The sequence below is a fragment of the Rhodococcus sp. 05-2254-2 genome (assembly GCF_002259095.1).
Classification (GTDB): Bacteria; Actinomycetota; Actinomycetes; order Mycobacteriales; family Mycobacteriaceae; genus Rhodococcoides.
Window position 1 is genome coordinate 793,764 of record NZ_NOZJ01000001.1, and the last position, 13,242, is coordinate 807,005.

Genomic DNA, 13,242 nt, shown 5'->3' on the forward strand with positions numbered 1-13,242 from the left:
CCCTCACCTGTCGCCCTCGCTCGCCCGTGGCAGTCGCAGCGCGTTGACCCACAGCCTCGTCGCCGTCGCGAGCAGATCCTCGGAGTCCGCGGGTGGGAGGCCGTCTGCGGCGTCGACGACGAAGTGGTTGAACGCGAGCCGGCTGATCATCGACGACAGTGCGCGCGAGGCGAGCAGGGGATCGAGTTCCGCGTCGGCCAGACCGCGGCTCTGCAGGCTCTCGATGCTGCGGGCGTTGCGCCTGACGAAGGCATCGGCGCGTTCGCGGCGGAGGCGTCGGAACTCGGGATCGATGTTCGAGACCTGCTCGAGCAGCGCCATCAGCTTCGCGTTGCGGCGGTATGCCTCGAAGTACGCACGGTTGCTCGCGGCGATCACGGCAACCGGATCGTCGTGCGGGTTCACTCGCTCGGTTCCGGGATGCAGCATGTCGTCTCTGGCCTGCTCGAGCACTGCGGCCAGGATCTCTTCCTTGCTGGTGAAATAGGTGTAGAAGGTGCCGGCGGAGCATCGAGCAGCGCGGGTGATGTCGATCAACCGGGAGTCGAGGTAACCGCTGTCCTCGAAGACTCGACGCGCGGCGGCCACGAGCGAGGTACGGGTTCGCAGCCCGCGCGGGGTGGTCGGCAGCTCCCGATTCGGCAGCTCACGGTCTGGCTCCGGCGCGGCAGGCATTTAGTCTTTATACGTCATCGTCAGCGCGCGTCCGGGCGGATGAACCGGGAGAATCTCACCCCGCTGTCGAACTGGCGTGATTCGAGGTGCTGGAACCGCTCCGCGGGGAACGGATCGGGGCCGATTCCCGATGAGAACAGGCCGATGCCCCTGCCGAGCACGACGGGATTGACCTTGAGGAACAGCTCGTCGATCTCGGGCAGCAGTTGACCCGCCAGGTTTCCACCTCCGCAGATCCAGACGTCGTACTCGGAATCCTCGGCTTTGAGGCTCCTGACCAGTCCGATCGGATCCTCGTTCACGACGGTGAGGGTGGGGTCGTCCGACGGTGCGAGGGTGCGCGAGAAGACGTACTGGCGCAGGTGGGGATAGGGGCTGGTGATACCCACGTCGAGCGCCGGCTGCAACGTCTCGCGGCCCATGAGGAGGGTGTCGAACCGAGCGGGTGGACCGTCCAGGCCGAACATGTCACGAACGTGGACCGGCAACGTCTCGGGCAGCTCGGCCACGATGGCGTCGAGATGATCGCCGTCGGGCACGAAACAGTCGTAGTTGCCATCGGGTGCAGCGATGAACCCGTCGAGGGTGACGGCGATGTAGTAGACCAGGTTGCGCATTCGGCTCCTGTCGTGTTCGACGGGTGAGAACCCGTGGGCCTGCGGGGTATGTCGCTGTGGCGGATCCAGTGACCGAAGTCGGTCTTTGTGAACCAGCACTAGAACGTATTTTGTGTGCTCAGGACGCAACGAACAACCGGTTTTCAGCGGCTAGTCTGGCCCGGGTGTGCAAACACCGTCCCTGAAACGGACGACCATTCGAGTATTTGTGGGGAAACTGTGACGGCTGCAGCGGCTACCGGTCGTGAACACGACGACGAGCTCAAGAGCAGGGTTCAACGCCTGCTGCGCTTTCTTCGCGAAATCGTCGGGGCGCGTTCGAACCCGGTGCTGCGCTTCGACGACCACGTGCAGGTCGAATGGATCCATGCCGGTGACGTTCCCATGCAGCTCGACCCACGCGCCAAGCAGGGTGGTGTGGTGCTCCGCGCACCGCGCATCGCGGTCGACGATCCGCCCGAGCCGCCGGCGCTGCTGTCGGGATGGCTCGACCCGCAGGTCGTTGCCGACAGCCGCTATCGCGAACTCGAGCTGGCCGACGCATCCTCGGTGACGTCTCGTCGTCGAGCGGAGGCGCAGGAGTCCGATGCCGACTTCGACATCCGCAAGGCCTACGAGATCAAGCAGGCCTTCGAGGAGTACTCGCAGTCGTGGAAGGAATGGGCGCAGGAGGATCGAGATCGGCGTCCGCAGGCCGCTCTGTACCAGGCTCTGCAGCTGATGATGCAGGAGCTTGCATCGCGACCCGAGTCCATCGAACTCGTGGTGGCCTCGGGGCTGCTGACCTCGAGCAACACCGATCCGCAGCGCAGCGTGCGCACTCACCTCATCACGCAATCGGCCAGTATCGAACGCGACGTGCGTACCGGTGATCTGCTGGTTCGCCTCGCCGCGAGCACCACTGCGCGGCTCGAGGACGGCCAGCTGCTGACCGCCTCGGACGATTTCGACACCTCCGGCTCGGTCGCCTTGGCACAGGAACTGCACGACACCGTCACCTCACCCATCGGGGCAGGCGTCGAACAGTTCTTGAGGAACTGGGCGTCGCGGGTGCCGCGGCACGAGATCGAGGTACTCGATCGTCTCGGGCCGCCCGGGGCACTCGCCTACATCGACGACGACCGCACGCTCACCGTCTCACCTGCCCTCGTTCTCCGCGTTCGGGACTCGTTCGCACTGGTCGAGTACTACGAGCAGATGATCGCCGACCTCGAGTTCGCCGACTCTCCGGTACCGCTCGGGCTCGCTCAACTGGTCGATGCCATCGAGCCGGCCGATCGGATCGCGTGGCTCGAACGCACGGGAGCGGGGGAGTCCGCGGCACTGGCGGAGGACCCGCTGTTTCCGTTGCCGGCCAACGCCGAGCAGTCGCAGATCATCGAACGGCTGGGGCGTGACAGCGGCGTCGTGGTCGAAGGACCGCCCGGAACGGGCAAGACTCACACGATCGCCAACCTCATGTCCGGGCTCCTTGCGCGCGGTCAACGGGTTCTGGTCACTAGTGAAAAGTCACAAGCTTTGCGCGTGCTGCGGGACAAACTCCCGCCGGAGCTGCAGGAGCTCTGCGTATCCATCACCGACCTCTCCCGCGGTGGTTCCGACGAGCTCAACCGCAGCGTCGCGAAGATCGCCGAGCGCAAGACCTCCTTCGACGAGGCCAGCGAGGTGCAGAAGATCGAGGCACTGACGACGCAGCGCGCGGCGGCTCTGGCCGGGCGGGCCGAGTTGCTCGATCGTGTCAGCGCGCTCCGCGAGTCCGAAACTGTTGTGCACGAATACGTTTCCGATGGATACGACGGCACGGTGTCGTCCATCGTGCGCAAGGTCAAGGCCGCCGAAGGTGCCCACGAGTGGCTGCCCGGCCCACTGTTCGCCGATCGACCACCTCTCGACGGTGCCCAGGTCGATCAGCTTCGTAAGCTCATCGCCGGCTCCGACGGGACTCGAGAGCTTCGCTCGCGTCAGGTGCTGCCGCGTCCCGAGACCATGCTGCCGAACTCGGCCGAACTGGCATCGCTCTGCCAGCGCGCAGGTGCGCGCATCGACGCTTCCTCGCCCCAGGCCGCCGAGCTCGTGTCGTTGCTCGACGGCGTGGAACCCGCCGTGGCCTCGGAGATCAGGCAACTGTGCGAGGAGCTCGCCGCTCGGGTGCGAGCGGTCGTCGAACTCGACAGCTCGTACCTACGCCTCACCGATTCCGTGCTGTCCGGCGAGGCCGCCCACCTGTGGTCTCGGGTCAGCGGAATCGACGCGATGGTTGACACGGCCGCTGCGTCCGATCGCTATGTCGGTGCGCACGACGTGCAGTGCTCGACGAGCTCACCGGCGGCACTCACGGCGATGGATGCGTTCGCCGGCGCGTTGGAGTCGGGTATCGAGTGGAAGCCCCGGTTCCGTCGCAGCGAGGAGCAGAAGGCCGTCGAGGCACTCGATATCGTCGCTACCGTCGACGGGCAACCTGCGACGACGGCGATGGCTGCGCGTCTGGTGGCCGAACATATTCGCGCGCTCGAGACCGTGCAGACCGCAGCGGTGCTGCTGGCCGACCTCGCGATCATCGTTCCGCTCGACGGCACACGGTCGATTCGCGTCAACAACGTGGCGCGGATTGCCGACAGACTGGGTCTGGTGTCTGCAGTCGTCGCTGCCCGCGACGCCCTTGTGCACCGGCTGTACACCATTTCGCCTGCGGCACCGTGGATTCGGAGCCTGGCCGACGCCCGGGAAGTCGCCGGGGCCGCCGACGCCATCGCCACGCGTATCGACATCGATGCCGCACGCGCCGAGCTCGACGCCCTGCAGTTCGCGGTTGCCACTCGTATCGACGCCGGGCCGTCGCCCGAGGGCTCGAATCTGGTGAGTGCGTTGAGCACCGCGGATCCGTTGGAACTGGCTGCCGCCGTTGCGGCGTACTCGCAAGCGTGTTCCGAGCAGGAGGATCAACTGCTGCTCGAATCGATGTCGGCGTCGCTGTCCGAGGTCGCACCCGCGTTGTTCGACTTGGTCAGGGACACCGCCGGTGATGTCGAATGGGACGAGCTGAGCTGGCAGATGTCCAAGGCCTGGGCGTGGCGTCGGGCACGCGAGTGGGTCGGCGAGCAGCACCACGGCGGCCTCGAGCAGCGACTCGAGGCGGAGTTGGCCGCTGCGGATACCGACATCGCTTACCTCACAACACGTCTCGCCGCTGCCAGTGCCTGGCGTAACAGTCTCGAGCGAATGACGGCCGTCGAGGTGCGGGCGCTGCAGACCTATCGCGAGCACATCTCCAGCATCGGCTCGGGAGCCGGTAAGTACGCCGAAACCTACCGCAGTGCAGCACGATCGGCGATGCGTGAGGCGCAGAGTGCCGTGCCCGCCTGGGTCATGCCACTCTCGCAGGTGCTCGCGTCCATCCCGCCGGTGCCGGGCAGTTTCGACGTCGTCATCGTCGACGAGGCGAGTCAGGCCGACATCACCAGTCTCTTCCTGCTGTATCTCGCACCCCGGGTGATCGTGGTGGGCGACGACAGGCAGTGCGCGCCGGCCGATGTTCCACAGACCGGCACACTCGAGGACGTGTTCGATCGGTTGGACGTCTACCTGCCCGATCTACCGGAACACGTGCGTGCGACGCTGACCCCGAGGTCGAGCCTGTTCTCGATGCTGCGCACCCGGTTCGGTCAGGTGGTGCGGCTGCGTGAGCACTTCCGTTCGATGCCCGAGATCATCAACTGGTCGAGTCAGCAGTTCTACGGAGATTCCCCGCTCGTTCCCGTGCGGCAGTTCGGCGCGGATCGACTACCGCCGCTGCGGCACACGTACGTTCGCGGAGCGACGGTGACCGGAAAGAACGCGTCACTGGTCAACCGGACCGAGGCCATTGCGATCGCCGACCAGATCGCCGAGTGCCTCGAAGACTCCGCGTACGACAACCTGACCTTCGGAGTGGTTGTGCTGCAGGGCCAATCACAGGTCGACGAGATTCGCAACGAGTTGATCAAGCGGATCGGTATCGAGCAGTGGGAGCAGCGTCGACTTCGCGTCGGTACGCCGCCGGACTTCCAGGGCGACGAACGGAACGTCGTGTTCCTGTCGATGGTGGTGGCACCCGATCAGAATTTCGCCACCCTCACCGCCAATCAGTACAAGCGGCGGTTCAACGTGGCAGCGTCGCGGGCACAGGATCAGCTGTGGCTCTTCCACTCGGTCACGGTCGATCGTCTCAAGCGAGCGGACCTGCGCAACTCGTTGCTGAGTTACGTCACCTCCGTCTCGCCCGCTCCGGCCGATCCCATGCCGGTCGATGTCTCGCGCGAGGTCCGGAAGGCCCCCTTCGAGACGCTGCTCGAGCAGCAGCTGTGGAACGACCTCGTCGAGAGAGGTTTTCACGTCAATCCCGGTGTCGAGGTGAACAACAGGCGTCTCGACCTGGTCGTCACCGGCGACTCCTCGCGGCTCGCCGTCGAGTGCGACGGCGACACGTTCCTGTCGACCCCCGCTCAGCGGTTGGCGGATCTGCAGCGTGAGCAGGAGCTCAAGCGGTGCGGTTGGACGTTCTGGCGGGTGCGTGAATCCGAGTACTACCTGGACCGCGAGGCGGCGCTGGAAAGCCTCTGGGCCACGTTGGCCCATCTGGGAATAAAGCCGAACAGCGTTGTCGTGGAGGGTCTCGAGAGCTCGGACGAGTCCTGGACCCCGGTTCCACTCGAGTCCTCGCAGTTCGACGATTCCGGCGTCTTCGAGACGTCCACGCACGCAGACTCACCCGCGCGCCACGAGTCGGTGCTGTCTCTGTGGACCATGCCGCGCATCGACATTCCCACCGAGGAGCCGTCCGCGTCGCAAGCTCGCGGAGCCGACCGCGAAGGATCGGCACCGACGACAACCAACGGTTCCGGAAGCACCGACGGAGCGGGAGTCCAGAACCTTTCGCGACCGACCAACGGTTCGGGAATGACGAACGGTGCGTCTGCTATTAACGGTGCCGGTCGTGTCAACGGCTCCGGAGGTGCCAACGGTGCCGGTGCTGCCCACGGATCAGGTACCGGGGAGTCCGACGGTTCCCATGGCACCGCTCGGCCGATCGAGTCCTCGGCATCGAGCCATTCGACCACCGAGATCGGTGAAACCACGAACAGCACGACATCGGCCACGGACCGGGTCGGGGACGCCGAAGAGCCGGTCGCACAGGAAGAGCCGGTCGCACAGGACGAGCCAGCCGCTCAGGACGAGGCCGCGGCAAGCGTCGAGTCGGCCGAGCTCGATGGAGCCGATCCGGTCGAGACGCAGGGCGATTCGACGGAAGCAACGACCGATGATGCCGAGCCGAGCGGCCTCGAGGTACCCGAGGACGAGGACATCGCAGAACACGAATTGCCGCTCAACGGACTTCGCGGATACACAACCCGCCGTCGGCCGTAGCTCCCGGCGGGCAGGCTCGGTGCCCGCGCCGAACCATCCGAAGCCGACGTAGTCTTGGCCTCGGATTGCGCACGTACGAGTGAAGAGGGTTCGACGCCGATGACAGATCGACAGACGCAGCGCCCGGAACAGTCGGTCTCCCCGGACGGTTCGACGCGACCGCGATCTCGGCGGGTTGTCGTTCCGACCGTTGTTCTCGTGGTCTGCGCTGCGCTTGTCGGCCTGCCTGCCTGGACTGTCGTGTTCGCGGGCGCGCAGTGGCCTGCGGCTGCACAGTCGGTCGGCTCTGCGGTTGCGGTCGCGGCATTCGTGGCACTGCCTGCAGCGATGTATCTGGGTCACCGGCCGAGTGCAGAGGGGGTCTCCAAGGACGTGTGGGCGCGCATCGGAGATGTGCTGTTGGGCTTGGCTTGGATCGCGTTCGTGTGGTCGGCACTCTCGCTGCTGCTGCGGCTCGGTCTGTGGGTGGCTGGGGTAGACGACCCTCTTCGGTCACGGATCGTCTCGGTGACAACGCTGATCGTCGTGGTCGTCCTCGCTCTGTGGGGCCATTACGAGGCGATGAGAACGCCCCGAGTGCGACACACGACCGTCAGGATCGACCGGCTCGGGGCTCGATTCGACGGTCTACGAGTGGTTCTCGTGACCGACACGCATTTCGGCCCGCTCGATCGAACGACGTGGTCGCATCGTTTGACCGCCGCCGTCAATGCGCTCGAACCGGACGTGTTGGCCCACGTCGGAGATATCGCCGACGGCTCGGTCGATCGGCGTCGAGCGCAGGCTGCGCCGTTGGAGGCGATGCTCGCGAGCGCGGCCCGCGTGTACGTCACCGGGAACCACGAATACTTCGGTCAGGCGCAGGAATGGCTCGATCACATGGAGGACCTCGGATGGAACTCCTTGCACAATCGCCACGTGGTGCTGCATCGCGGTGACGACGCATTGATCATCGCGGGCGTCGACGACGCCACTGCCGCCGGCTCGGGTGCGCCCGGTCACGGGGCGGATCTCGCTCGCGCCCTTGCCGGAACCGATCCGTCGATGCCCGTGCTGTTGCTGGCGCATCAGCCTAAACAGATCGGCGACGCTGTCGAGGCCGGCGTCGATCTGCAGGTCTCCGGGCACACGCACGGTGGTCAGATCTGGCCGTTCTCGGCTTTGGTTCGTCTCGACCAACCGGTGGTGCACGGTCTGAGCAGACACGGTGCGCGAACTCAGCTCTACACCAGTCGCGGATCGGGTTTCTGGGGCCCGCCTTTCCGGGTGTTCGCGCCCAGTGAGATTTCCGTTCTGACGTTGGTCGCCGGCTGAGCGCGCGATGCCTGGCAGTATCGGTGGGGTGAAGAGAACCGAAGAGGTCGTCGTTGTCGCAACCGATCTCGACGGCACCCTGCTGCGTTCGGACCGAACTGTGTCGGCGCGAACGGCCGCCGCGATGGCTGCCGCCGACGCAGCCGGAATCAGGGTGGTGTGGGCCACCGCTCGCGCGCGCCACTCCATCGACGAACTCGCTGCGTCGTGCGGATTTCGCGGCACGGCGATCGGTGCCAACGGGGCTGTGGTCCTCGATCTGTCCGACGGCTCCCCGGCGATCGTCGGCACCAGGTCGGTACCGGCCGAGACGGTGGCGTCGGCCAAGTCGTTCGTGCGCTCACTCGTCCCCGGAGTTGCCTTCGCAACCGTCGGTGCCACGCGATTCGTGGCCGAGGCTCGGTACGCCGAGCTGTGCGTGTTCGCAGACCATCACCGGCAGCCGCACGAGATGGAGCTGTCGGAGCACGGCTTGTCGATCGACGTCGAGCCGACCGTCAAAATCGTTGCCCGGCACAGTGATACGACGAGTGAGGAGTTGTACGAGATCGTTGCTGCGGCGGGGGTGGACGGAGTGGAGTTGACGCACTCCGGTGCCCCGTACATCGAGATGTCCGCGGCGGGAGTCTCGAAGGCCAGTGCGCTGCAGGAGTTGTGCGAGCAGTGGGGGATATCTGCCGGTTCGGTTGCGGCAGTGGGGGATGCGCGCAACGATCTGCCGATGCTCACCTGGGCGGGTACGGCGTTGTGTCCGTCGAATGCCGCGGAGCCCGTGCGATCCGTCGTCGATCGAGTCCTCGAATCCAACGACGACGACGCGGTTGCGCGCTATCTCGAGGAGCTCACCGCGCGCCGAATGAAACTGTAACGTCCGGTCTGCTCGTCGCGACGCTGTATGAGAGGCTGGCCCCATCATCGGCAGAAGGACACCAGTGAGCTATCCAGATTCGGGCGACCCCTCGCAGCGCGCGTACGGACAGTACGGCGCGCAGCCGAATCCATCCGATCGAGTCCTTCCACCGCCTTCGTCCGGTCCTGGTGCGCCGCATTCTCCCGCGACGGCACAGCCGAGTGGGTACGGCGCGGTTCCCCGGCCGCCGGTGTTCGGCACCGGTGGCTTCCCTGGTTCGCCTCCACCTGGGCCCCCGAAGAATGGGAACGGTGGCATCTGGATCGTGGTGGCCGTTCTGACTGTGGTCGCAGTGATTCTCGGCGGCGTGTTCGGGTGGTTCATGCTGCGCGACGACGCAACTCCGGCGGTGGCGTCGGGTGCTGCACCGTCCTCGGCAGTGTCCGACGGCGGTGTTCCAGGCGGTGAAACCGCACCGACTGCCGAGAACTCACCGGAGCCTGGCCCGGCCACTCTGCCTGCGGGCGCGCAGACCTGCCCGGCGACCGTGGCGTCGAGCAGCGGACTTCGAGGCTCGGCGGTGGGGTCGACGGTTACGTCGTGCCCGTTCGCCGAGGAAGTTCGGTTGGCCTACACCAGGGCCGGTTCGGATCGGAATTCGAGGACCGTGGTGGCCAGCAGCCCGGTCACCGGCAAGCGGTACGACATGAATTGCGTCTCGTCTGCGCAGTTGGTGACGTGTACCGGTGGCGAGAACGCCGTTGTCTACCTCTTCTAGTTCGGCGCGCCGCGTCGGACGAGTCGGAGCGGTGGCTCTCGCGCTCTGTGCTCTGGTGTCCGGCTGCACCATCGCCACCGACGACGGCCCCGCGTCCGAAGCGCCCCTGGTGTCCGAAACATCGGCTGCTCCTGTGCCACCGGTGTTTCCACCGACGTCCGATGCCGAAATATGGACCACTGCGCCTCCTGTCGAGGCGCTACCGGCAGAGGATCTGGCCGCGGAGTTCGGCGCACTCGAGTCGACGGCGGGTGGGCCCATCGGCCTCGCTCTGGTTCCCGTCGGCGGTGGCCCGCCGACAGTGCTCGGCACCTGGACTTCCGGTTCGGCGTGGTCGACGGTCAAAGTGCCACTGGCCCTAGCCGCAATTCGTCGCGGCGCGGACGCGGTGTTTGCCGACGCCACCGCCGCCATCGAAAGCTCCGACAACGCAGCAGCCGACAATCTGTGGGGTTCGCTCGGGGATTCCGCTGCCGCAGGTGGCGCAGTCGAAGCGGTTCTGCGGCAGGGCGGTGACGCGGCCACTGCGGTGCAGAGGGAGCGGATTCGTCCTGAATTCAGCGCATTCGGACAGACCGAGTGGTCGACGCAGGATCAAGCAACGTTCGCGGCGGGCCTGTCGTGCATCCCGGATGCCGCACCGGTGGTCGAAATGATGAACAGTGTTGCGCCCGAGCAGCAGTGGGGCCTGGCGAAGATGTCCGATGCTGCGTTCAAAGGCGGCTGGGGGCCGGGCGTTCGAGGCGGTTACGACGTCCGACAGGTCGGTATCGTCACCACTGTTGCCGGTCGAGTCGGCGTGGCGATTGCGGCGCAACCGAATTCGGGTTCGTTCACCGACGGAACAGCAATGCTCGACGCGGTCGGCAGCTGGTTGGAGTCGCACGGCAACCAGCTCCCTGCCGGTCACTGCCTCTAGGATCTGCTGACGAGCGGACCGGCGCGGGTAACCTCTGGCGTGTCAGTGAATCGTGCACCACGAAAGGCATTGCTGTGAACGACGTCCTGTCGACGGAATCGTCCGAGCCCACCACGATCGCCGAGTACCTGAATGCACACGCGCTGCGGGTGACGCCGCTCGACGGTGCCGCGGCGGCCGAGCTCGGCATCACCGTACCGATTCCTGCGGGATGGCAGACGCTCGATCCCGCACAGTTCCCAGGGGCGACCCAGGTGATCGTGGAACCGAACCTCGTGGAGAACGGGTTCGCGCCCAACGCGGTGCTTCTGGTCGGTGCGTTGTCGCGCACGATCGACCCGGAAGCGTTGATGGCATTGGGTTTCGGCGACGGACGTGCGATGCCCGGATGGGTGGAGCGCGAGGCGAGTACAGCGTCGTGGCTCGGCTGGCCGTCGCGATTCATTCGGGGTACGTACGTTGCGCAGCAACTCGAAGCCGCCGTGACGACGCGGTATGTGGTGGTAGGCGTCGATACTCAATACCTCGTGCAGTTGACGGTGACGACGTTGGCGTCGCAGCTCGATGCGTTGGCCTTCGACGTCGCCGCGATCAACGAGGGGCTGACCACGAGTACGTAGAAGACCGCGAGTCCCTGTGTCCGACGCGCAGGTCCGACTAGGGTCCTTTCCATGTCGATGAGAACCGGTCGCGTCCGGCACCTGTCGGTGGTGCCGAATTTGTCCGACACCGACGAACCCGCCGACGACAGCGCGACGGATGCCACTCGGCGACGCTTGGTGAACCTGGTGCTTCGGGTGACCGTGGATCACACTCGGCCACAGATTTGGCGTCGGGTGCGGGTGCGCTCGGACCTGCTGCTGTCCGAGCTGCACGCGGTTCTGCAGAGCGCCCTCGGATGGGAGGACCGGCACCTGCATGCGTTCAGCGTCAGGACCGCCGGTGCCACGCGTCGATTCGAGATGGAGGAAACCCTCGACGACGAACCGGACGACGACGCGTCGAGCGAGGAGCGAGTGCGGGTCGACGACGTACTGACTGCGCCGGGTTCCACGATGACGTACGAGTACGACTTCGGTGACGGATGGACACACACGATCTATCTGGAGCAGATCGATTCCGATATCGACGACCTCCGATCCGTTTGCCTCGACGGGGCGCGCGCCTGCCCACCCGAGGAGTCCGGCGGGCCTTCGCGGTACGCCCAGTCGCTCGAGATTGCCGCCGATACGTCCGATCCCGAGCACGCGGCGCTCATCGCGCGATGGGGCGCGGGCTTCGACCCTGCTCGATTCGACGTCGATGCGGTCAACGCGGTGCTGCACTCGTTCGACGTAGGTCGTTCGGTGCTCGCCGAAGCGGTGGCCGCGGCCCCGGCCATCGGAAAGCTGTTCGACCGGGTGCGACCTACGGAGGTGCCGTCACTGATGGCGTTGCTTCCTCGATGCGAACTCACCATCGAGAGTTCGGTCGATCTGCCCGTCGCAGAGGTGGCGATGGCCAAGTTCACGTGGTTTCTGGACAGAATCGGTGACGACGGAGCAGAGCTGACCGGTGCCGGCTACCTCAAGCCCGCGTTCATAGCGGCGATTCGTGAAGAGCTCGACTGGGGTCTGGGGTGGGTAGGGCCGAGCAATCGCGAGATCGACCACCATCAGGTCAGCGATCTGCGCGACGCGGCGCGGCACCTCGGGTTGACCCGCACATCGAAGGGCAGGTTGCTGCGCACCAAGCTCGGAGCGGCGTTGGCCGAAGACCCGGTCGGCATGTGGCGGCATGCGGCGTCGCGACTTCCTCTGGGAAAGGAGTCGTACGAGACCGACGCAGCGACTCTGTTCCTGATCTCCCTCGCGGCATCGGCATCTGCGACGCATCGCAACGAGATGTTGATCGAGACTGTCGCTGAATTGGGTTGGGCCAGTGAAGATTCCGGTGTGTTCGACGCTCAGTTCGCGGCGCAGGCCACGGTGAGCTTCCTCGATCTCATCGGTGCCCACGGTCCGCGGTTCTATTTCCGTCAAGAGGTATCGGACTCGCCGAGCTGGTCTCGCAGGTTCGCGCGGGACGCATTGCTGAGCTGAGTCGCCGAGAAGTGGTCTCGAGGACTGCTGAATTGTGGCTCAGCGACGGATGACCGCCGCTGAGCAGGCGATTTGCGTTGGTGTGGTTGGTGGCGTAACTTTTGTCGAGTCAGAGCGACGGACACCGACCCGGTCTTCACGGACTGGGTGAACGAGGTTGGACGTGTGGCTCGGCAGGTTTTATCCCCCAAGAGTCGGGCCTTGTGTCCGAGACCAAGCTGGGATAGGCTGGAACAGTTGCCCTTGAGGCCGACGGACTGTGTGTCTGTGGGTCGAGAGTGTGTGCGTGTTCTTTGAGAACTCAACAGTGTGTCGATGAATGTCAGTGCCGAAATTATTTTGTTTTGGTGAAAGCATTCGATGTATCAGCTGCCCGCTTGTGGTGGTTGTTGTCGGGTGTTGTTTGAAATGCTAGTTGAGTTTTTCTGCTAGTGATTTGACTTGATGTCTTTGACTGATTCGCAGCTTCGGTCCTCTTTTCGGGGGTCGGGGTTGTTGTTTCGCAGGTCTTTTACGGAGAGTTTGATCCTGGCTCAGGACGAACGCTGGCGGCGTGCTTAACACATGCAAGTCGAGCGGTAAGGCCTTTCGGGGTACACGAGCGG

At 65.3% G+C, this 13,242-nt stretch carries 9 protein-coding genes and 1 rRNA gene; 8 read left to right on the plus strand and 2 right to left on the minus strand.

Features of this window, described 5'->3' with window-relative positions:
• Nucleotides 1-3: 3 nt before the first annotated feature.
• The gene (locus tag CH283_RS03955) at nt 4-675 is read right to left on the minus strand and encodes a TetR/AcrR family transcriptional regulator (protein WP_068053330.1); all 672 of its coding nucleotides are present in this window, start codon (nt 673-675) and stop codon (nt 4-6) included.
• 20 nt (nt 676-695) lie between these two features.
• The gene (locus CH283_RS03960; protein ID WP_094641366.1) at nt 696-1,292 is read right to left on the minus strand and encodes a dihydrofolate reductase family protein; all 597 of its coding nucleotides are present in this window, start codon (nt 1,290-1,292) and stop codon (nt 696-698) included.
• A gap of 219 nt (nt 1,293-1,511) precedes the next feature.
• Between CH283_RS03960 and CH283_RS03965 the strand changes: the two genes are divergently transcribed.
• The 8 genes from CH283_RS03965 to CH283_RS04000 all read left to right on the plus strand — a co-directional run.
• Entirely contained in the window at nt 1,512-6,695 is a 5,184-nt protein-coding gene (locus CH283_RS03965) for an AAA domain-containing protein (protein WP_094641368.1), read from the plus strand.
• 99 nt (nt 6,696-6,794) lie between these two features.
• Nucleotides 6,795-8,009, plus strand: coding sequence for a metallophosphoesterase (locus CH283_RS03970; RefSeq protein WP_094641370.1), 1,215 nt, complete (start codon nt 6,795-6,797; stop codon nt 8,007-8,009).
• Between the two features lie 7 nt (nt 8,010-8,016).
• Entirely contained in the window at nt 8,017-8,877 is an 861-nt protein-coding gene (locus CH283_RS03975) for an HAD family hydrolase (protein ID WP_094641372.1), read from the plus strand.
• A 64-nt stretch (nt 8,878-8,941) separates the two neighbouring features.
• On the plus strand, nt 8,942-9,637 hold the full coding sequence (locus tag CH283_RS27915) for a hypothetical protein (RefSeq protein WP_141215312.1): 696 nt from the start codon (nt 8,942-8,944) through the stop codon (nt 9,635-9,637).
• The gene (locus CH283_RS03985; protein ID WP_141215311.1) at nt 9,621-10,556 is read left to right on the plus strand and encodes a hypothetical protein; all 936 of its coding nucleotides are present in this window, start codon (nt 9,621-9,623) and stop codon (nt 10,554-10,556) included. Before CH283_RS27915 ends, CH283_RS03985 begins: the two co-directional genes overlap by 17 nt.
• A 74-nt stretch (nt 10,557-10,630) precedes the next feature.
• A complete protein-coding gene (locus CH283_RS03990) occupies nt 10,631-11,176 on the plus strand; it encodes an LpqN/LpqT family lipoprotein (protein ID WP_094641378.1) in 546 nt (181 codons plus the stop codon).
• 51 nt (nt 11,177-11,227) lie between these two features.
• On the plus strand, nt 11,228-12,637 hold the full coding sequence (locus CH283_RS03995; RefSeq protein WP_094641380.1) for a plasmid pRiA4b ORF-3 family protein: 1,410 nt from the start codon (nt 11,228-11,230) through the stop codon (nt 12,635-12,637).
• A gap of 510 nt (nt 12,638-13,147) precedes the next feature.
• Nucleotides 13,148-13,242 (plus strand): 16S ribosomal RNA (locus CH283_RS04000); the annotation flags it as partial.